Origin of the sequence: Salinicoccus hispanicus (assembly GCF_009831115.1) — a bacterium.
Taxonomy (GTDB): Bacteria; Bacillota; Bacilli; order Staphylococcales; family Salinicoccaceae; genus Salinicoccus; species Salinicoccus hispanicus.
Map to the genome: position 1 here is coordinate 676,030 of NZ_WUUK01000001.1, position 21,883 is coordinate 697,912.

Sequence of the window (21,883 nt, forward strand, 5' to 3'; positions counted from 1 at the left end):
ATTAATTTTACTGGTCCGATGGTGTCATATTTCCGAAAATGATACTTTTCACTTCGCCGAATTCATTCTCATCCACCACAAAGGAACCATTGGCATACTTGCCGCTGACACGGATGGATCTGGCGTCAAGATCAAAGCTTGATCCTGATGAACGCAGCGTCATGCCTATGTTATTTTCGATGAGGCGCGCACCGATGATACGGTGCGGCTTCGATTTTATTTCCTTGAGCAGTGTACTTCCGACCTGTGCCCGACCGGCCGATTCAAACGTATCGATGGCCGTCCGCTTCACTGCACCACGCTGGGTGGCCGTCACAAGAAACTTCTCATTTGTAATGAGACCGGAGAACACGAGGGTATCATCCGCTTTGAGCTGTATCGCCCTGACACCCTGGGCCTTCAGACCGGTGGCATTGACATCAGACAGTGGATATCTGAGGGAGATGCCCCTTTCAGTAACCAGCAGTACGTCCGCCGCCGAATGGGCAAGCTCGACACTGATGACAGCATCGCCCTTCTTGAGATTGATGCCTGAGATCGGACGCCTGATCCGGCTCGCTTCGTAGGCTTTCAGTTCAGTCTTCTTGATCTGCCCCTGCCTGGTTGTGGTCACGACGGAAATATCGTCTCCGTATCCTTCAATTACGAAAGCCGCAACAGGTACTTCCTTCGCCCCGAGTCTGAATCGGTTTGAGAGATGCTGGCCGTTGTCCTTCCAGCGGATATCCGGCAGTTCATGGACCGGAATGATCATGTAGTTCCCGTGGCTCGTAAATACAAGCATATGCTCGAGTGTATGTGCCTGATGAGCAAGCAGCACCTGATCATCTTCCTTCATTCCGATCTCTTCCGGAGTGCTCGCATTATAGCTTCTCTGGCTGGTCCGCTTCACATAGCCTTCCCGAGTCAATGACACGACCACTTCCTCTTTTGCGATCAGCACTTCTTTTTCAAGTTCGATGGTCTGGATCTCATCCTCCACAGTACTTCTACGTGGTGTGGCATATTTTTTCCTGATATCCCTGAGTTCCTTCTTGATCACCTTGAGCAGCTGCTTCTCGTTGGAGAGGATCTCACGCAGCTGGTTGATGGTATAGTCGAGCTCATTATGCTCAGTCTCAAGTTCAACGATATCCGTATTCGTCAGACGGTACAGCTGGAGCATGACGATGGCTTCGGCCTGGGCTTCTGTAAAGCTGAAGGTTTCCACCAGGTTCTCCTTGGCATTGCGTTTGTTATCGGAATCCCGGATGACACGGATGACCTCGTCCAGGATCGACAAGGCTTTCATAAGGCCTTCGATGATGTGCATCCTGCGCTCTGCTTCCGACAGTTCATGCCGCGATCGATTGATGATGACCGCCTTCTGATGGGCGACATAGCTCGTCAGTATCTCTTTCAATCCAAGCTGCTTCGGTGCCCGATCGCTGATGGCCACCATATTGAAATTGTATGACACCTGCAGGTCGGTCTTCTTGTAGAAGTAGTTGATGATGCCTTCGACGTTTGCTTCCTTCTTCACTTCGACAACGATGCGCATCCCTTCGCGATCCGTCTCGTCCCGGACTTCCAGTATGCCATCGACATTGCGGTCCGCGCGTATTTCATCCATTTTTTTGACAAGGTTGGCCTTGTTCACTTCAAACGGCAGCTCATCTATGATGATGAGGGTCTTGCTGCCTCTTGTGTCTTCGGTGCGCACCTTGCTGCGTACGATGATTTTCCCGCGTCCCGTCTCGTAGGCTTTCCTGATCTGATCCACACCCTGGATGATGCCGCCTGTCGGAAAATCGGGACCTTTCACGACTTCCATCAGCTCCTCTACAGTCGTACTCGGCTTGTCGATGACCTTCAGTGTTGCATCTATGACCTCACCGAGATTATGCGGCGGGATGTCTGTGGCGTAGCCTGCAGAAATGCCGGTCGAGCCGTTTACAAGCAGATTCGGAAACTTTGATGGGAGTACGGTCGGCTCCATTTCCGTATCATCGAAATTGTTGATGAACTGGACCGTATTCTTATTGATGTCCCTGAGCATCTCATTCGATATTTCAGCCAGTCTGGCTTCTGTATAGCGCATCGCAGCAGGCGGGTCGCCATCGACGCTGCCCTTGTTGCCATGGATGTCGATCAGCCCTTCACGCATCTTCCATTCCTGTGACAGGCGGATCATTGCTTCATATACACTGGAATCCCCGTGCGGGTGATAGTTGCCGATGACGTTGCCGACTGTCTTGGCACTTTTCCTGAAACTTTTCTCATATGTGTTGCCTTCCTTGTACATTGCGTACAGAATACGACGCTGTACCGGTTTCAGGCCATCCCTGACATCAGGAATGGCACGGTCCTGGATGACATACTTGCTGTAGCGGCCGAAACGGTCGCCGATGACGTCTTCAAGTTGCATCCGCTGTACTTGTTCAGTCATTCATTTCACCACTTTCTCCCAATTTTGTGACGTCGTCCTTGCCCAATATGCTGTCTGCATCCTCTAGCGTGAAACTGACATTGGATTCGATCCATTTTCTGCGCATCTGGACATTGTCTCCCATCAGTGTCGTCACACGTTTCAATGACAGTGCTTCGTCTTCCACCTGGACCTGGATCAGCGTACGTGTTTCCGGATCCATGGTCGTTTCCCACAGCTGATCCGGCATCATTTCACCAAGCCCCTTGTAGCGCTGAAGATCGATATTTTTTCCCATTTCCTTCTGTGCCTGGACCAGTTCATCTTCGGTCCACACATATCTGACTTCCGATTTCTTCTTGCCGCGTGTCTTCAGCTGGAAGAGCGGCGGCATGGCAATATAGATCTTGCCTGCATCAAAGAGCGGACGCATATAATTGAAGAAGAACGTCAGCAGCAGTACTTGTATATGGGCGCCATCCGTATCGGCATCAGTCATGATGACAATCTTGTCATAGTTCGAATCCGCCACATTGAACTCGGTACCGACACCGGCACCGATCGTATGAATGATTGTATTGATCTCTTCGTTCTTGAATATATCTTCAAATCTGGCCTTCTCTGTATTGATGACCTTGCCCCGAAGCGGCAGGATGGCCTGGAATCTTCTATCCCGACCCTGTTTGGCGGAACCGCCTGCAGAGTCACCCTCGACCAGGTACAGCTCATTCTTTTTGGAATTGCGGCTCTGGGCAGGAGTCAGCTTACCCGATAATAGCGTATCCTTGCGTCGCTTCTTGCCGTTCCTTGCCTCTTCACGCGCTTTTCTTGCTGTTTCCCTGACGTTTCTTGCTTTGAGTGCCTTTTTGACGAGCTGGGTGCTGAGTGGTCCATTCTCCTCGAGAAAATATGGCAGATGCTCACTCATCACCGACTCCATGACATTACGCGCCTCACTGGTACCCAGTTTGCTTTTCGTCTGCCCTTCGAACTGGAGCAGATTTTCAGGAATCTTAACTGAAATGACCGCCGTCAGTCCTTCGCGGATGTCATTGCCTTCAAGATTCTTATCCTTGTCCTTCAGCTCATTTATTTTGCGTGCATATTCATTGAAAACACGCGTGAAACCGGTTTTGAAACCGACCTCATGTGTACCTCCATCCTTCGTACGTACATTATTGACGAATGAAATCAGCGTTTCCGTGTACTGGTCGTTGTACTGGAAGCTTACTTCCGCCACAATATCGTTATATTCCCCGGAAAACATGACGACTTCTCCGATGGCATCCTTGCCCTCATTCAGAAAATCGATGAACGCTTTCAGCCCTTCATCATACTTGAAAATTTCCTCGAGCGGCTCTTCAGGGCGCTCATCTGTAATGGTGATTTTCAGCCCCTTCTGAAGAAATGCGGATTCACGCATCCGCTCCATGATTGTTTCAAAGTTGAATACCGTGCCGGATTTGAAGATTTCAGCATCCGGCCTGAAAGTCACTTCTGTACCTGTTTCCTTTGTTTTTCCTGTGACCTTCAAGGGACTATCCAGCTTGCCACCATCCTTGAATGACATTTCATGGATCTTTCCATCCCGGAAGATCCTGATTTTTACCCATTCACTCAGAGCGTTTACAACCGAGGCCCCCACACCATGGAGTCCGCCGGACGTCTTATAGCCGCCAGCACCAAATTTACCGCCCGCATGGAGTACAGTAAAGATGACTTCGGGGGTTGGCTTCCCTGATGTGTGCATGCCTGTCGGCATGCCGCGTCCATTATCCCGGACAGTGATGCTTTCATCGGGATTGATTTTGATGCTGATTTCGTCACCATAGCCGTTGATGGCCTCATCCACCGAGTTGTCGGTGATTTCATACACCAGATGGTGAAGTCCCCTATGGTCGGTCGAACCGATATACATTCCCGGTCTTTTTCTTACGGCATCCAGACCTTCCAGTATTTGAATCGAATCATCATTATAAGTATTCTGTCCTGCCAAATCTGATATCCTCCTACAAACATACGTTCGTTATTTTTATCTCATGTTCTATTTTTATACAAAATCTCGGTGATTGCAACCATAATCGTACCATACAGCCTGATAGTTTACATAATAATATTATTGTAAACTATGTTTTGTTATGCCCTGATAAAAATTTATGGTAAACTGTTAGTACCTGATAATAAAGGGGTTTTTAAATGGAAATGATCATAATACTCCTGGTGTTGAGCTATCTTTTAGGGTCCGTGCCTTTCAGTCTGCTTATCGGCAAATGGTTTTATAAAATTGATATACGGCAGCATGGCAGCGGTAACATCGGAACAACCAATACTTTCAGGATTCTCGGAAAGAAAGCGGGTATTGTTGTTCTGCTTCTCGATATGCTCAAAGGCGCCCTCCCGGTGCTTGCTGCAATGCTGCTGGATCCGGATATGCATATTTTCATCCCTGGACTTGTCGCAGCCCTTGGTCATGTGTATTCGATCTTCCTGAAGTTCAAAGGTGGAAAGGCCGTTGCAACGAGCGGTGGCGCTGTACTTGCATATAATCCCATTCTTTTCATCCTGCTGCTGGTGGCTTTTCTGATCACATTGAAGATCAGCAAATACGTCTCCCTTTCCAGCATGGTCAGTGCAGTTCTCTTTTTCATCCTGTCTCTGATTTTCAGAGATCCACTGCTCATTGCTTTTTCTTTTATCATCGCTGTAGTGATTGTTGTTAGACATATCTCCAATATTAGACGTATAATGGACGGGACAGAAAGCAAGATTACATTCATGTAGCAGAAGGGATGATCAAAATGCTAGAAGTTACAGATCGTGCACTTGATTGGATGAAGGAAGAACTGGAGCCGAACGAAGGACAGGGCGTCAATATCTATGTAAGATACGGCGGAGAAACACAGCTGAAACAGGGGTTTTCCCCGGCACTGACGGTAGAACGCATCCCCTCTGACAGTAAAGTATATGACTTTGAAGGACTTCAGATTTTCATCAAGGAATCCGACCTCTGGTATTTTGAAGACACCGAGCTGATCATAGATTCGGATGAAGATGAAATCATATTCGACAGCAAATAGGCAAATGGCCCATCCCCTTTAAAGGGGATGGGCCATTTTGATTTTCTATGCTTTGAGTTTGTTTCTGAGGACGAGCTGGAGGATGCCACCATTGCGGTAGTAGTCCACTTCAACTTCGGAGTCGAAACGTGCTTTGACTTTGAATTCCGTCTTTTCGCCCTTTTCATTCGTTGCCACAGCATCCAGGATATGTCCAGGCAGTACATCTTCATCAACTTTGATGTCGAATGTTTCACTACCGTCGAATCCTAGAGAGTCTGAATCTTCACCGTCGACAAACTGCAATGGCAGTACACCCATCATGACAAGGTTAGAGCGGTGGATACGCTCATAGCTTGCTGCAATGACTGCTTTCACGCCAAGGAGGTTTGTTCCTTTGGCAGCCCAGTCACGACTTGATCCCATGCCGTAGTCGTCGCCAGCCAGAACGACGAGACCTGTACCATCCTCCTGGTATTTCATGGCAGCATCATAGATGCTCATCACTTCACCAGTCGGCCAGTATGTCGTAAATCCGCCTTCTTTGCCGTCCGCAATCTTATTGCGGATACGGATGTTGGCGAATGTACCACGCAGCATGACTTCATGGTTGCCACGGCGTGAACCATATGAGTTGAAATTCCTCGGTGATACTCCTTGTTCAATCAGCCATTTACCAGCTGGTGTATCCTTGCCGATTGCTCCGGCTGGTGAAATATGGTCGGTTGTAACCGAGTCGCCGAACTTGCCGAGTACACGCAGTCCATTAAGTGACTCGACCGTACCTGCTTCAGCAGATAGGTTCTGGAAGAATGATGGATTCTGAATATATGTGGAATCCGGATTGAAGTCATAGAGTGGTGCATCCGTCGTTTCGATGTTGTTCCAGATTTCATTGGCATCGAATACTTGCTCATACTCTTTTCTGAAGAGTTCCGGACTGACGTTGCCCATGACAGCATCCTTGACTTCCTGAGTGGAAGGCCAGATATCCTTCATGAAGACATCATTTCCTTCTTTGTCTTTGCCAAGCGGTTCATTGCGCAGATCGATATCCACTGTACCTGCCAGCGCATATGCCACAACGAGTGGTGGAGATGCCAGATAGTTCGCTTTGACAAGCGGGTGGATTCTGCCTTCGAAGTTACGGTTACCGGAAAGTACGGAGCTTACAAGCAGGTCACTTTCTGTAATTGCTTCTGTAATTTCAGGCAGCAATGGGCCGGAGTTTCCGATACATGTCGTACAGCCGTAGCCGACAAGGTTGAAGCCGAGCTGGTCAAGATATTCCTGCAGTCCGGATTCATCCAGGTAGCCGGTAACAACTTTGGATCCTGGAGCCAGTGAAGTCTTCACATATGCTGGGACTTCAAGTCCTTTTTCCACTGCCTTCTTGGCAACGAGTCCTGCACCGAGCATGACATATGGATTGGATGTGTTGGTACATGATGTGATGGCTGCGATGACAAGATCGCCAGTCTTCATCTCAACTTCTTTTCCGTCATTGAAATTGACTGTCGTCGTCTTATCGAACTCGTCTTCATCAAGCCCATGCCCATTATGGCCGCTTTCAGCTGTGATGGACTTTCTGTATTCTTCCTTCATATCGGAGAGCGTAATCAGATCCTGCGGACGCTTCGGTCCAGCCAGGGAAGGTTCCACAGTGGAAAGGTCGAGATCGACAACTTCGCTGTATACCGGCTCATTTTCCGGATCGAAGTACATATCATTTTCCTTGAGGTATGTTTTGACGACATCACAATGCTCAGCACTGCGTCCTGTCAGCTTCATGTATTCGAGTGTTTCATCATCAACCGGGAAGAAACCGCATGTTGCACCGTATTCAGGTGCCATATTGGCAATTGTTGCACGGTCGGCAAGTGGCAGTTCAGTAACACCCTGGCCGAAGAATTCGACGAATTTACCGACAACACCCTGTTGTCTGAGCAGCTCGGTCACACGGAGTGCGAGGTCTGTTGCTGTTGCGCCTTCAGGAAGAGCATTGGTCATGCGCACACCAACGACTTTAGGAATCGGGAAATAGGAAGGCTGTCCAAGCATTCCGGCTTCAGCTTCAATACCGCCTACACCCCATCCAAGTACACCAAGGCCGTTGATCATCGTCGTATGGGAATCGGTCCCGACAAGCGTATCAGGGAATGTAACGAGCGCATCGCCCTCTTCTTTCACATGGACGACATTAGCCAGGTACTCGAGGTTGACCTGGTGCACGATGCCTGTCGCCGGCGGCACTGCTTTATAGTTATCAAATGCTTTTGTTGCCCAGTGCAGAAACTCGTAACGCTCCTGGTTTCTTTCGAATTCAAGTTCCATGTTCTGTCTGAGTGCATCGTCAGTACCATAGGCATCCACCTGAACAGAGTGGTCGATGACCAGGTCGACTGGTACTTCAGGGTTGATCTTCTGTACGTCTCCCCCGACGTCATCCATTGCTTTTCTCAAAGATGCCAGGTCAACAACTGCCGGCACACCGGTGAAATCCTGAAGGATGACACGCGACGGTTTGAATGGCACTTCTTTTCCATCGTTATTGCCCTGGTCCCAAGTAGCCAGGGATTCAATGTGATCGTCATTGATGACACTGCCATCATACTGGCGAAGTACTGATTCGAGCAATACTCTTACGGAGTATGGCAGCTTATGTGTTTCGGACATGCCGCGTTCAGTTAAAGTCTTCAGACTATAGTAGTTATAGTCCTGACCATTGACGCTGAACGACTTTCTGGCCGCTTCACTAACATTTTGACTCATTTTTAATAGCCCCCTATCAATATTCCAGTCATATGACCGTTCCTATTAATTGTATATCTTTACAATAGGGATGTAAACGAAACGCGTCATAATTCAGCCATATCTTCGATACAAAAAAATGACCCATAGCGATAAGTATAACTTATCACTACAGGTCATTCACATAACTATATATTATTCACTTTTCTCTGAGTTCTCTCTTTCCAGTTTCTTTTCATGATCCTTCATGAGTTTTTCATATTTTGTACCCTCATAGTTCGGTTCATGAAGCAGGTTCAGAGCTTTCTGTTCTTTCGCGACATCCTTATAAGTAGCAATCATCATAAGAATGAGGATGATGGAGAACGGGAAGGCAGATATTATTGCTGCAGCCTGGAGTGCATCCAGTCCGCCGCCCATCAGAAGTACAATTGCAATCAGTACCTGGGCAGCACCCCAGATCAACTTGACTTTATTCGGTGGCGTCAGTGAACCATTCGTTGTCTGCATACCCAGTACAAATGTGGCCGAGTCTGCAGAAGTAATGAAGAATGTAGCAATAAGGAGAACCGCAACAATTGAAATGATCAAGCCCATAGGCATATTGTTCAACATCTCGAACAGTACTATTTCCGTCGCAAGATCTGAAAAGCCGCCTATTGTTTTTTCCATATTGATTGCTGTCACACCAAATATGCTGAACCATACGAAGCTGACTGCAGCTGGCGCGATCATGACGGCCAGAACAAACTCACGGATGGTACGGCCACGGGATACGCGGGCGATGAATATTCCTACAAATGGACTCCAGGACATCCACCAGCCCCAATAGTAGATTGTCCAGCTGCCGAGCCAGTCATTCTTATCCTGGTTGAGTGGCGCGACATCATAGCTCATCTGGACGAAACTGCCGATCATGCCGCCAAAAGTGTCGGTCCACATATTAAGGATAAGTACGGTTGGTCCAACGACGAGCGTGAAGATCATCAGAAGTCCTGCGAGTATCATATTCGCATTACTGAGATACTGGATGCCTTTTGACAGTCCTGTCCATGAACTGTACATGAATAATACTGTAATGACGATGATGATCATGATCTGAACAGTGATGTTATTTGGTACATTGAACAGATAGTGGAGTCCACCATTGATCTGTTTAACACCAAGACCAAGTGATGTAGCAACACCGGCGACTGTGGCGAATACAGCAATTACATCGATTGCTGTTCCTACAGGCCCTTCGACACGTTTACCAAGAATCGGTCTCAGTGTTCTGGAAATAAGACCTGGCTCATTGCGTCTGAATTGGGTAAAGGCGAGTGCCAGTCCTACGACTGCATATATTGCCCAAGCATGGAATCCCCAGTGGAAAAATGATCGTCTGAGTGATTCTTTCATTGCCTCATCTGTACCTGGCTCAGCAGTCGGTGGTGTAAAGAAGTGGCTGAGTGGTTCAGCAGCACCCCAGAATACAAGACCGATACCCATACCGGCACTGAAGAGCATCGCAAACCAGGACAAGGTTCTGAATTCTGGTTTTTCTGTTGGCTTACCGAGACGGATCTGACCCATCGGTGTCAATACAAAAACTAGACAGAAAGCAATAAAAACAGTTGTCAGCGACACATAGTACCAACTGAAGTTGCTTGTAATGAATCCTTGCAGATTACCTGTCACCGTCTCAAAGTTTTCTGAGAAAAGGACACCATAGAGCACAAGTACAGTAACCATGGCAAGCGCAATCCAGAATACCGGTGTCAATCTTGCTTTGTCGTTCTCATTCATGATATTCCTCCTTCATTTTCTTAAGGGATAATTAATTTACTTTTTGTAATAGCCCTTGCAAACAATTATTCATGTTAGCATATTACACTTGAGCTGGCAAATTGAAATGGCGTTTATAGGCACTTATTTACCTCAAATTAACTAAATTAATAGTATTTTTACATTAGAATTAAGCTTCCACCATCATGTTATGATAGTATGATATTTCACTTGAAAATCATTACACAACTAAAGGAGGAGCAGTATCATGTGGCAGGAATTCAAGAGTTTCATACTCAGAGGAAATGTAATCGATTTGGCTGTTGCCGTCGTAATCGGTGCAGCATTCAGCAAGATTGTTACGGCACTTGTAGAAAATATCATCATGCCGTCCATCGCCCTCATCTTCGGCAATACCGACTTCACTTCAGAGTGGGCGTATAAGGGTATTACATATGGTGTATTCATCCAGGCAATCATCGACTTCATCATCATAGGCGCAGCTGTATTCGTATTCGTCAAGGCGGTCAACGTACTGACGCGAAACAGGCTGGTCGCAGAAGAGGAAGAAGTGGTGGATGAGCAGATCGTTCTTCTGCGGGAAATCAGGGATGCTGTGAAAAAAGATCAGAATGGCATATAGCATAAGAAACACGTCGGACCTTCAATGGGTCCGACTTTTTTTATGAAATGCCGATGATGGTTGCTACGACCAGTGCAGCTGCAGCAATGAAGAGCCATAGCAGAGTCACTTTCCACACGAATCTGACCCATTTGATATACGGAATACCTGATACGGCCAATACCCCCATCAGCGAAGCGGATGTCGGAATGATCGTATTGGTGATGCCGTCTCCATACTGATAGGCAAGTACCGCAACCTGTCTCGGTATGTTCTGCAGATCCGCAATCGGCGTCATGATCGGCATTGTTGTCATGGCCTGTCCTGAACCAGATGGAATGAAGAAGTTGATGACGACTTGGATGACCAGCATGCCAAGCGCCGTAATGGACGGTGGAAGGAAATCCAGTACACTGCTCATTCCATGGATGACCGAGTCTATGATGACACCCGACTCCAGTACGACAACGATGGCGCGTGCAAATCCGACAATGATGGCACCGTAGACGACGAGCTTCATGCCGCTGATGAATGCATCAAATATGTCATTGATCTTCATCCCCCCTACCAGTCCTGCAATCAGGCCGATCAGGAAGAAGTTGGCGGACAGTTCCGTCAGGAACCAGCCATACTGGAAGATGCCGTACACATTGATGATGATTCCGATGACGAATGTGGCAAGGATCAGTATGTGCCGCTTCCTGAGCTGTTCAAAATTCATGACATCATCTGTAAAATTGACCGTGCCTTTTTTTGATTCTTCATATACAAGACTTGATTCCGGGTTTTTCTGCACTCTTTTGGCATAGCGCATCACGTACAGGATACCTGTTCCAAGTACTACCAGATAGACGATGGTTCTGAACCCCCATCCGGAAAAGATCGTCAGCTCTGCAATCTGCTGCGCGATACCGACCGTAAAGGGATTGAGCATGCCGCCGATGAAACCGGAAGCTGCACCCAATGTGACCATGGCCGTCCCTACTATGGCGTCATAGCCGAGTGCTGTGGCCAGCACGATGCCTATCGGAACGAAGATGATTGCTTCTTCGGACATTCCTGTAGTAAAGCCGAGAATTGAAAAGACCAGCATGATGACCGGAATCATCAGTTTTTCCCTGCCTTTGACTGCCGTCATCACTTTCTGGATGGCCGCTTCAATGGCGCCTGTCGCTCTGATGATCCCGAACGCACCCCCTACAAGAAAAATGTAGAAAATAATATTTGCGCCATCTATCAGGCCAGTTGGAATGGCCTTGAAAAGTTCGAAGAATGAGACGGGACTCTGTTCGACATTCGTGTAGCTGCCCGGCACAACCTCTGTCCTGTCCCCTACTTCCACCCTTTCAAATTCTCCGGCAGGAATGACATAGCTCAATGCCGCAGCGATGATCACAACCGTTAAAAGAATTGCATAAGTATGGGGAAATCTCAACCTCGATCCGGGTTCTTCTTTCGTGTCTCCTTTATTCATACCATCTCTCCTAAAGAATTGATATTTTTATTATACCGATATTTCGGAATATGAAAAGGATATATTATTTGAACTTTTCCAATTATTTAGGTAATTAAGGTTGTCATCACCCGCTCCTGAAGTATAATTGAGTAGACATCTCATGAAAGGGGATTTGAAATGAAATACATAAAAATACCCCATGCGTTTGTGCTGATATATGCCATCGTCATTCTGGCGATGCTCATGAGCTATATCATTCCAGCAGGGGAATATGAGAGATATGAGAATGAAAACGGCACGCTTGTCGTTGATGAGACTTCATTCCAGTATACGGAACAGACACCTGTGCACTGGACCGAGATATTCCGAAGTGTCCCTGAAGGCATGACAGATGCTGCAGGCATCATCTTCCTCATTTTCATCATCGGTGGCGCCTTCGGCATGATCAATGGGACAGGCGCCATCGAGGCGGGCATCAACAAGGTGGTATCACTGCTGAAAAATCGGGAGGTTATTCTGATTCCGCTGACGATGCTGATATTTTCGTTCGGTGGTGCGACTTTCGGCATGGCCGAATCCACGCTGATCTTCATCCCGATGGGCATCATGCTCGCGCGCTCCCTCGGCATGGATGCCATGACCGGAATGGCCATGGTGGCGCTTGGTGCAGCTGCCGGCTTCTCGGGCGGATTCATGAATATATTCACCGTCGGGGTCGCCCAGCAGATTGCTGAACTGCCACTATTCTCAGGCATGTTCTATAGAATCATCATCCAGCTGGTGTTTGTACTCATTGCAGCATTCTTCGTCTACCGCTACGGCCGGCGCGTCCAGAAGGATATGAACAACAGCTATGTCTACGGACTTGAAAAGAATGCACAGAATGAAACTTACGAATTCAAAGAACTGACCAGCAGGCATATTCTTGTGCTGCTGATCATATTTTCCGGATTCGGTCTGATCATCTACGGCGTCGTACAGGGCTGGTCGACAGGCACCGACCTGTCCGCCATATTCCTGGCCATGGGAATCGTGTCGGGGCTCGTCGGCGGCAATACGCCGAACGGCATCGCCGAAGATTTCATCAAAGGCGCAAAGGAAGTGACATTCGGTGCCCTGATCGTCGGACTCGCGCGATGCATACTGCTCATACTGGAGGATGGCACCATCATCGATACGATCATCTTCTCAATCAGTACGATTCTTGAAGGACTGCCCGCTTCAGTTGCCGCGGTCGGCATGTTCCTGACCCAGTTCATGATCAATTTCTTCATCCCGTCAGGATCCGGCCAGGCTGCGACCACCATACCGCTTCTGGCACCAATCGGCGATATTGTCGGTGTGTCCCGCCAATCGGTAGTGCTCGCCTTCCAGATGGGAGATGGACTGGCGAACTATCTGTTCCCGACGTCGGCCATCCTGATGGCTGGACTCAGCATTGCGAACATTCCCTATGAGAAATGGCTGCGCTTCGTCTGGCCGGTCATGCTCGTATGGGTGGTTGCAGGTGCGACGTTCATGGTAGTCAGCCTGTGGATCGGATACGGTCCCTTCTAGCATATATAAAGACACTGGATCCTGATCTCAGGATCCAGTGTCTTTATTGTTGTAGTACTGTTTGATTTCACTGATGAAGTAGAGACTGCCGGTCACAAGCAGCACGTCCCCTTCGAATGCTTCGATAAATGAGAGGTAGTCGGTCACCATGGACTTGTCGGGATGGTTCACCTTTTCAAATATGTGCTCTTTCGACAGCGATTTCGGGAAATCAAAGTCCGTCACATGGAATGATCCTGCAATTTCGCCAAGCGTATCCAGCATATCTGTCAATGGCTTGCCTTCTATTGCCGAAAACAGTACTGTAATTTCCTTGTCGCTGTACTGTCTTTCCATCGTTTCCACAAGTGCCGCCATCGATTCCCTGTTATGTGCACCATCAATGATGATAAGCGGGTCATCGCTCACGGTCTCGATACGTCCAGGCCAGGAGGTCTCTTCAACCCCATGGATCATCCTGTTGAAATCAAGCACAACCTTTCCCTGCTCGTGCAGTTCCAGCAATGCAGCAATGGCAAGAGAGGCATTCTCCTTCTGGTGTCTGCCCACCATGCCGAGCTTGATGTCCTGGAAATCATAATGGTCATACTGGAACTGGAATTCTCCATTATCCGGCATGAGGATGATATCCCGATCGAGCTCTATGCCTTTCGCCTGGTTATCTTCAAGCACTTTATAGATGTATTCACGGGATTTCTGATCCTTTACGCTGAAGACGAGCGGGATTCCCGGTTTGATGACCCCACTCTTATCTTTTGTAATATCAAGCAGTGTATCCCCGAGAATGCTCGTATGATCGAGCCCGATGCTTGTCAGCACCGTCATGATCGGCATGAAAACATTGGTGGAATCGTACTTTGCCCCGAGACCCGCCTCCACGATGACGTAGTCCACCGGCCTGAGTGCACCGAAGTGGACAAACATCATCATGGTGATGATTTCAAATTCCGTTGCCGTTCCGAGCTCCGTTTCAAGCTCCATTGCTTCACTTGCCGGCTTGACGATCTCAATCAGCTCGATCAGTTCACTATCCGGTATCGGCTTGCCATCCACCGAGATGCGTTCATTGAAGGTCTCGATGTACGGTGACGTGAATGTACCGACAGTATAGTCATTCCGATTCAGTGCGTTTCTCATATAGGACACCGTAGAGCCCTTGCCGTTCGTCCCGACGACATGGATGCCGTTGATATTACGCTCAGGGTTGCCGAGCCTCTCGAGCATCCATTCCATCCGTCTGACACCGGGTTTGATGCCGAACTTGATTCTTTCGTGAATCCAATTCAATCCTTCCTGGTAGTTCATGACTTATCCCTTTCTTTTCAGACTATCAAGACGTTCCTTGACCTCATTGTACTGGGCCTGATAGCCAAGCTGCTTCTCTCTTTCCTTTTCCACTACATCGGCTGGTGCATTGGCTACAAACCTGTCATTGCCAAGCTTTCCTCCGACACGCTTGAGTTCACCATCCAGACGTTTTTGTTCATTTTCAAGCCTTGCAATCTCCTCCTGCATGTCAATCAGACCGGACAGGGGCAGGATGACGGTCGCACCATTGACCACGTCCGCCTTGACATCCTCCTCAGTCGAGATTTCAGAAGCGATCTCCAGTGAACTCGGGTTGCAGAAGCGATCGATATAGTGGCGGTTCGTCTCTATGATTTCACGTCTCGTACCATCCTTCACTTCAATGAATATATCTATCGGCTTGGATAGTGGTGCATTCACTTCGTGTCTGGTCTGGCGTACCGATTTGATGATGTCTACAAGCAGTGCCATGCCATCTTTTGAAGTCGGATTGCTGAGGTGTGTATGCGCCTTTGCCCATTCACTCGTCACAATCGAGCGGTCCGGTTCGATCGCCTGATAGATTTCCTCCGTCACAAACGGCATGAACGGGTGCAGCATTTTCAGAATATTGTCAAGCGTATGCAGCAGGACCGAGCGCGTCATCGCCTTCTCCGCTTCTGTGCCTTCAGTCATCGGCACTTTGGCCATTTCGATGTACCAGTCACAGAAATCATCCCAGATGAAGTTGTACAATAGACGCCCTACTTCTCCGAATTCATAGTGCTCGGACAACTGCGTCACATTGCCGATGGTTTCGTTCAGTCGGGTCAGAATCCACTCGTCGGCGAGTGATTTATCACCTTCGAGATCGATATCATCCATGCCGAAGTCCTCGCCGATATTCATCATGCTGAATCTGGATGCATTCCATATCTTATTGATGAAGTTCCAGATCGATTCCACTTTCTCGTCGGAGTACCTGAGATCCTGACCTGGTGTCGATCCTGTCGCCAGGAAGTACCTCAGTGCGTCTGCACCATAGCTCTCGATGACATCCATCGGATCGACGCCATTGCCGAGTGATTTCGACATTTTGCGGTTCTGCTCATCCCTGACCAGACCATGGAGCAGCACGTCATCAAACGGCTTTTCACCCGTATGCTCGAGGGAGGAGAAGATCATTCTGGCGACCCAGAAGAAGATGATGTCATATCCTGTGACAAGAACATTCGTCGGGAAGAACTTCTTCAGATCTTCCGTCTCCTCCGGCCATCCCATTGTGGAGAACGGCCATAGTGCACTTGAGAACCATGTATCCAGGACATCTTCATCCTGAACCCAGTCGTCAGCATCCGTCGGCGGCTCCATGCCGACATATATCTCACCGGACTCCCTGTGGTACCATGCCGGAATCTGATGCCCCCACCAGAGCTGACGGGAGATGACCCAGTCGCGGATATCGCCCATCCAGCGCCGGAAAGTCGAATCGAATCGTTCCGGTACGAAGTTGACTGCATTACCCGAGTCCTGGTTATCCAGGCTCTTCTTCGCCAGTTCGTCCATCTTTACAAACCACTGCGTGGACAGATAGGGCTCGACAACTGCGCCACTGCGCTCGGAGTGCCCGACCGAGTGGACGTGAGGTTCCACTTTGATCAGATATCCTTCTGATTCCAGGTCACGAACCAGTGCCTTACGGCATTCAAAGCGGTCCATGCCGGCATACTTGCCGGCCAGATTGTTCATTGAACCATCTTCATTCATTACATTGATACGCTTCAGATCATGACGCTCACCAAGAACGAAGTCATTCGGGTCGTGTGCCGGCGTCACCTTCATGACCCCCGTACCGAATTCCATATCGACGTATGGATCCGAAATGATCGGCAGCTCACGCTCCATGATCGGCAGTGTGACTGTCTTGCCGATGTACTGCTTGTAGCGGTCGTCTTCAGGGTGGACGACGATTGCCGTATCACCGAGCATCGTCTCCGGACGCGTCGTTGCCACTTCCAGGTGATTGCCATCCGGCAATGGGTATCTGACATGGTAGAAATTGCCTTCGATTTCCTTATGGATGACTTCGATATCACTCAGGGCCGTCCTTGTTTCCGGATCCCAGTTGATGATATATTCGCCGCGATAGATCAGATCCTTATTATACATGTCGACAAATACTTTTCTGACCGCTTTCGACAGGCCTTCATCCAGTGTGAAGCGCTCCTTGTCATAATCCAGACCAAGACCGATCTTCTTCCACTGGCTGCGGATGAAGTCGGCATACTCTTCTTTCCAGTCCCATGCCTGCTCAAGAAACTTCTCACGGCCGATATCATGACGGGAGAGGCCTTCTTCACGCATGCGTGCCTCCACCTTGGCCTGGGTCGCAATGCCTGCATGGTCCATGCCCGGCAGGTAGAGCACTTCATATCCCTGCATCCGTTTCATCCGTGTAATGATGTCCTGCAATGTTGTATCCCACGCATGACCGAGGTGCAGTTTACCCGTCACATTAGGTGGCGGGATGACGATGGAGAACGGCGGCTTATCCGACTTTGCGTCGGACTTGAAATAGCCGGCTTTCACCCATTCTTCATATTTACCTTCTTCTACCGATCTCGGATCGTACTTTTTGGACATTTCCATGAAACCCTCTCCTTTTTGGACAAAATAAAAAGCTCCAGTCCTCAAAACATAGGACGGAAGCTCCGCGGTACCACCTAAATTCAGCACGAATGCTGCACTTGGGATGATTAACGCTCATCAGACGTCAGCTCCTACTCGAATGTTCAGAACCGATCTCTGCAGACTACGTTCATGATATACTTCGGCATGTTCACAGCCCCACATGCTCTCTGTCACCCGTATACCACTACTCTTCTGCCATTCATCTATTACCTTGATTTCATATTATGCGAACGTCTGCATGCTGTCAAGTCCCATCATTTGCATGCTGGCGCCGTTTCCTGTTTCTTCTGAGCAGCAGATTGATCAGTGGTGCCACAATCAGCAGAATGAAGAAGATGCGGAATATATGATAGCTCGAAATCATGGCGATATTGGCACCCATCTCGACAGCCACGATGATGATCTGTCCGATGCCACCAGGCGCTGCGCTCAAAAACAGATCCGTAAAGTCATGTTCCGAGACCAGCAGAAATACCATGACGAGCCCCAGAGTGCCGATGATGAGCAGTATATTCTGGATCATCATGGATAGAATCAGACGTCTGTTCAGCTGGTTGATGAGTGTCGAAATCTGAAGACCGATCCGGATGCCGAAGAACAGCTGGGCAGCATACATGAATGAAACATCAACGGAGAACGTATAGTCTGTCACCACATTCCATACAAGCACGACAAGCATCGGGCCGATCATGTACGGCACCGGAAATTTCATCAGCATCATGATATAGATGACGACCGGAATACCCAGAAGCATCCACAGCATGTCGATGGTTGCAACCGATGTAAGCGATGAAGCGACTTCATTTGCACCTGCCAGCTCACCGCCCGCAGTGAAACTCGCAATCAGCGGTACGAAAATGACAACAAGTACGATGCGTGACATCTGCGTCAGTGTCACAAGCAGCAGATCCGCCCGCTTCTCTTCTTCAGCCATGACGATCATCTGGGACAGAGCACCCGGAATCGAAGCAAGCACTGCAGTTTCCAGTGTGCATCCGGTCATTCGCATGAAGAACCTGGCAAGCAGAAGGCTCAGACCGATGATGAGGAGGGAAAGCACAATGATCGTAATATAGTCTTCCGCCATATCTGCAAGCGTCTCGAGCGTGAATGTCGAGCCGATTTCAGCTCCGATGATGATCAGTCCCAGATTGCCGAACCATTTCGGATAATGAAAATGAGTCGTCACCACCCTGTAGAATACGACTGTCGCGATCATGGCACCGAACAGCCATGGCATGACCATCCCAGCCCAATGGAGCAGAGCGGACAAGGCAATTGCCGACAGAAACAGCAGGAACAGGTTGATATACTTCACAGGCGCCCTCCTTTCAGAAGAATTATTTCGAAATCCCAAATAGTTTCACTCCATAGAACAACCCCGCCCAGTGGTCGACTGCAGCGGGGTTGTGTAGGTCATACTAGTTGGAACTCTCCTCTTCCGTTGATTCTTCATCGTCAGAGGATGACTCTTCACTTGAAGCTTCCTCTTCAGTGGACTCTCCATCCGGTCCATCCGGCTGAGCATCATCACTGCCTGAGTTTATATCCGCTTCTTCCTGGTCTGCGCTATCTTCTTCAGTGGATTCCTCTTCGGAAGACTCCCCTTCTTCTGTAGATTCTTCTTCAACCAGTCCTTCGTCCGTTGGAGCAGTATCTTCTTCAGAACCTTCTTCACCAGAGCCTTCATCTGCGGATTCCTCACCCGATGAAGTTGACGTGGAACCGCCCTCTTCAGAATGGTCACCGCCGAACTGCTGGATGATGAGTGGTACAATCAGCAGAAGGATGATGATGGGAATGATCCAGACAAGGGGATTTTTCTTGCTGATCTTCTTCTGCTCGATCATTTCCCTGTTCTGACCTTCGATGTAGACTTTATCTTCTTCCCTTTTACCTTTGATGTTGCTGTCGTTGTGGGTTAATCGCTTATCTTTATCATTGGCCATCCACACTACCTCCAATTATCTGTTTTATTCAATTATACACTTTATTTTCTACAGGTAAACCGTATTTGGCAGGCTACCTCTGAACGGCGCGATCCAGTGCTTTTTCAAAAGCATCCAGTGTCTTCTGGATGTCCGCTTCAGTGTGGCTGGTCGACAGGAACATGCCCTCGAACTGGGAAGGCGGCAGATAGACGCCTTCTTTCAGCAGTTCCTGATACAAGTACTTGAATAGTTCAAGATTGCTTGTATTTGCACTGTCGAAGTCCACGACCGGCCCTTCCGTCAGGAAGAATCCGATCATCGATCCGGCACGGTTCACAGTAATCGGCTGTCCTTTTTTGCCGAAAATATCCTTCAGGCCGACTTCAAGCATATCGCCAAGCTTATTGAAATGGTCATAGCTTTCTGGTGTCAGCTGTCTGAGTGTCTCAAGACCGGCTGTCATTGCCAGCGGATTGCCGGATAGCGTTCCTGCCTGGTAGATGTCACCAACGGGTGCAATATACTCCATGATATCGCGTCTGCCGCCATAGGCACCGACAGGCAGTCCGCCACCGATAACCTTGCCAAGGCAGGTGAGGTCAGGCGTAATGCCGTAATGGCCCTGGGCACTGTTGTAGCCGACACGGAAACCGGTCATGACTTCATCGAAGATGAGCAGTGTGCCACTTTTCTCCGTGATATCACGTACGAAATCAAGGTAGCCTTCACTCGGCGGGACGACGCCCATATTGCCGGCGACAGGTTCCATGATCACCGCTGCGATATCATCACCGAACTTATCGAAGGCTTCGGTGAGGCTCTCTTCGTCATTGTAGGGTACTGTAATGGTATTTGCTGCCGTACCCTCAGGCACACCGGGAGAATCCGGAAGCCCGAGTGTCGCCACACCACTGCCTGCTTTGATCAGCAGGGAATCGCTATGGCCGTGATAGCAGCCTTCGAATTTCAGAATCTTGTTCCTGCCGGTGAATCCGCGCGCCAGACGCAGTGCAGCCAAGGTCGCTTCCGTTCCGGAAGAGACCATCCGGATCATTTCCAAGGATGGCACGCGTTCGATGACGAGTTCCGCCAGTTCATTTTCAAGCTCTGTCGGCGCACCGAAGCTTGTCCCTTTCTGTGCTGCCGCAGTCAGCGCATTGACTACCCTGTCATCACTATGGCCGAGGATCAGCGGGCCGAAGCTTAGCACGTAGTCGATGTATGAATTGCCATCCACGTCATAGGTTCTTGAACCTTTGGCACGGTCGATGAATACCGGATTCATATCAACGGAGTTGAATGCTCTGACCGGACTGTTCACCCCGCCAGGCATAAGATCTTTTGCTTTTTCATAAAGTGCTTCTGATTTTTCGTACATGATCATTCCATCCCTTCATCAAGCATTCTGCATATATCTTTGGCAAAATAAGTGATAATCATATTCGCACCTGCACGCTTCATGGAAACCATCTGCTCCATGATGACCGCTTCGTCCAGCAGTCCCATGTCGACAGCCGTCCGTGTCATTGCATATTCCCCGCTGACGTTGTACGCCACAACCGGGATATTCGTTTCGTTTCTGACGTCCCTGATGATATCCAGATAGGACAGTGCCGGTTTGACGATCATCATATCGCAGCCCTCTTCGAGGTCGCTTGCCAGCTCACGCTGTGCCTCAAGTCGGTTCGCCGGATCCATCTGATATGTCCTGCGGTCTCCGAATGACGGCGTCGAATCTGCCGCATCACGGAATGGACCGTAGAATTTCGATGCATATTTGATGCCGTAGCTCATGATCGGAATGTGACTGTAGCCATTATCATCGAGTCCTTTTCTGATTTCAGCAACAAAACCATCCATCATATTGCTTGGTGCGATGATATCCGCTCCCGCCTTCGCCTGGGAAACTGCTGTTCTGACCAGCAGGGGCAGCGAGCTGTCATTGTCCACATCCTGTGTCTTTGGATCGATGAGGCCACAGTGCCCGTGGTCTGTATATTCGCACAGGCATGTATCCAGGATGACCAGAATTTCAGGATATAGTTTCTTTGAAATCCTGCACGCCTCCTGGACGACTCCGTGATCATGATAAGCACCGTGGCCTTCCGGATCCTTTTCATCCGGTATGCCGAAGAAGATGACCGATTTGATGCCTTTGGCCTTCACTTCTTCCAGTTCTTCATGAAGACGGTTCAGGGAAATCTGAAAAACGCCCTTCATGGATGGCACTTCCGCTTTTATATCATCGGATTCCACAACAAAGATCGGATAGATGAGGTCGTCCTTTGAAACTTTCGTCTCCCTGACCATATCCCTCATGAATTCTGTTCTTCTAAGACGCCGGTGTCTCTCGAAATTCAT

At 48.9% G+C, this 21,883-nt stretch carries 15 protein-coding genes and 1 other annotated feature; of the genes, 4 read left to right on the top strand and 11 right to left on the bottom strand.

Features of this window, described 5'->3' with window-relative positions; genetic code table 11:
- Nucleotides 1-7 precede the first annotated feature (7 nt).
- A complete protein-coding gene (parC, locus tag GQ671_RS03450) occupies nt 8-2,428 on the bottom strand; it encodes a DNA topoisomerase IV subunit A (protein WP_160652713.1) in 2,421 nt (806 codons plus the stop codon).
- A complete protein-coding gene (gene parE / locus GQ671_RS03455; protein ID WP_160652716.1) occupies nt 2,421-4,403 on the bottom strand; it encodes a DNA topoisomerase IV subunit B in 1,983 nt (660 codons plus the stop codon). Before parE ends, parC begins: the two co-directional genes overlap by 8 nt.
- A 200-nt stretch (nt 4,404-4,603) precedes the next feature.
- Here parE and plsY point away from each other — a divergent pair, with 200 nt between their 5' ends.
- A complete protein-coding gene (gene plsY / locus GQ671_RS03460) occupies nt 4,604-5,188 on the top strand; it encodes a glycerol-3-phosphate 1-O-acyltransferase PlsY (protein WP_160652719.1) in 585 nt (194 codons plus the stop codon).
- A gap of 8 nt (nt 5,189-5,196) precedes the next feature.
- A complete protein-coding gene (locus GQ671_RS03465) occupies nt 5,197-5,484 on the top strand; it encodes a HesB/YadR/YfhF family protein (RefSeq protein WP_246153121.1) in 288 nt (95 codons plus the stop codon).
- Between the two features lie 45 nt (nt 5,485-5,529).
- Here GQ671_RS03465 and acnA read toward each other — a convergent pair whose 3' ends face one another.
- Complete coding sequence (acnA, locus tag GQ671_RS03470) at nt 5,530-8,235, bottom strand: aconitate hydratase AcnA (protein ID WP_160652722.1); 2,706 nt, start codon at nt 8,233-8,235, stop codon at nt 5,530-5,532.
- 174 nt (nt 8,236-8,409) lie between these two features.
- The gene (locus GQ671_RS03475) at nt 8,410-9,999 is read right to left on the bottom strand and encodes a glycine betaine uptake BCCT transporter (RefSeq protein WP_160652725.1); all 1,590 of its coding nucleotides are present in this window, start codon (nt 9,997-9,999) and stop codon (nt 8,410-8,412) included.
- A 247-nt stretch (nt 10,000-10,246) separates the two neighbouring features.
- Here GQ671_RS03475 and mscL point away from each other — a divergent pair, with 247 nt between their 5' ends.
- On the top strand, nt 10,247-10,621 hold the full coding sequence (gene mscL / locus GQ671_RS03480; protein ID WP_160652729.1) for a large conductance mechanosensitive channel protein MscL: 375 nt from the start codon (nt 10,247-10,249) through the stop codon (nt 10,619-10,621).
- A 40-nt stretch (nt 10,622-10,661) separates the two neighbouring features.
- Here the strand turns inward: mscL and GQ671_RS03485 are convergent, their stop codons facing one another.
- Complete coding sequence (locus GQ671_RS03485; protein WP_160652731.1) at nt 10,662-12,074, bottom strand: YfcC family protein; 1,413 nt, start codon at nt 12,072-12,074, stop codon at nt 10,662-10,664.
- A 159-nt stretch (nt 12,075-12,233) separates the two neighbouring features.
- Between GQ671_RS03485 and GQ671_RS03490 the strand changes: the two genes are divergently transcribed.
- Nucleotides 12,234-13,613 carry a YfcC family protein gene (locus GQ671_RS03490; protein ID WP_160652734.1) on the top strand — a complete coding sequence of 460 codons (1,380 nt, stop codon included), beginning with the start codon at nt 12,234-12,236 and terminating at the stop codon, nt 13,611-13,613.
- Nucleotides 13,614-13,640: 27 nt separating this feature from the next.
- On the opposite strand, the gene GQ671_RS03495 is transcribed toward GQ671_RS03490, so the two are convergent.
- The 6 genes from GQ671_RS03495 to hemB all read right to left on the bottom strand — a co-directional run bounded on the left by GQ671_RS03495 (nt 13,641) and on the right by hemB (nt 21,883).
- Nucleotides 13,641-14,918, bottom strand: a complete 1,278-nt coding sequence (locus GQ671_RS03495) for a bifunctional folylpolyglutamate synthase/dihydrofolate synthase (protein ID WP_160652737.1) — start codon at nt 14,916-14,918, stop codon at nt 13,641-13,643.
- A gap of 3 nt (nt 14,919-14,921) precedes the next feature.
- Nucleotides 14,922-17,549 (bottom strand): valine--tRNA ligase, encoded by a 2,628-nt coding sequence (locus GQ671_RS03500; RefSeq protein WP_160652739.1) that lies wholly within the window; start codon nt 17,547-17,549, stop codon nt 14,922-14,924.
- A gap of 46 nt (nt 17,550-17,595) precedes the next feature.
- Nucleotides 17,596-17,803, bottom strand: a binding site (T-box leader).
- Nucleotides 17,804-17,835: 32 nt separating this feature from the next.
- Nucleotides 17,836-18,909, bottom strand: coding sequence for an AbrB family transcriptional regulator (locus tag GQ671_RS03505; RefSeq protein ID WP_160652742.1), 1,074 nt, complete (start codon nt 18,907-18,909; stop codon nt 17,836-17,838).
- A 103-nt stretch (nt 18,910-19,012) separates the two neighbouring features.
- On the bottom strand, nt 19,013-19,540 hold the full coding sequence (locus GQ671_RS03510; RefSeq protein WP_160652745.1) for a cytochrome c: 528 nt from the start codon (nt 19,538-19,540) through the stop codon (nt 19,013-19,015).
- Between the two features lie 73 nt (nt 19,541-19,613).
- On the bottom strand, nt 19,614-20,903 hold the full coding sequence (hemL, locus tag GQ671_RS03515) for a glutamate-1-semialdehyde 2,1-aminomutase (RefSeq protein ID WP_160653538.1): 1,290 nt from the start codon (nt 20,901-20,903) through the stop codon (nt 19,614-19,616).
- On the bottom strand, nt 20,903-21,883 hold the full coding sequence (hemB, locus tag GQ671_RS03520) for a porphobilinogen synthase (protein WP_160652748.1): 981 nt from the start codon (nt 21,881-21,883) through the stop codon (nt 20,903-20,905). The genes hemL and hemB overlap by 1 nt, the downstream gene beginning before the upstream one ends.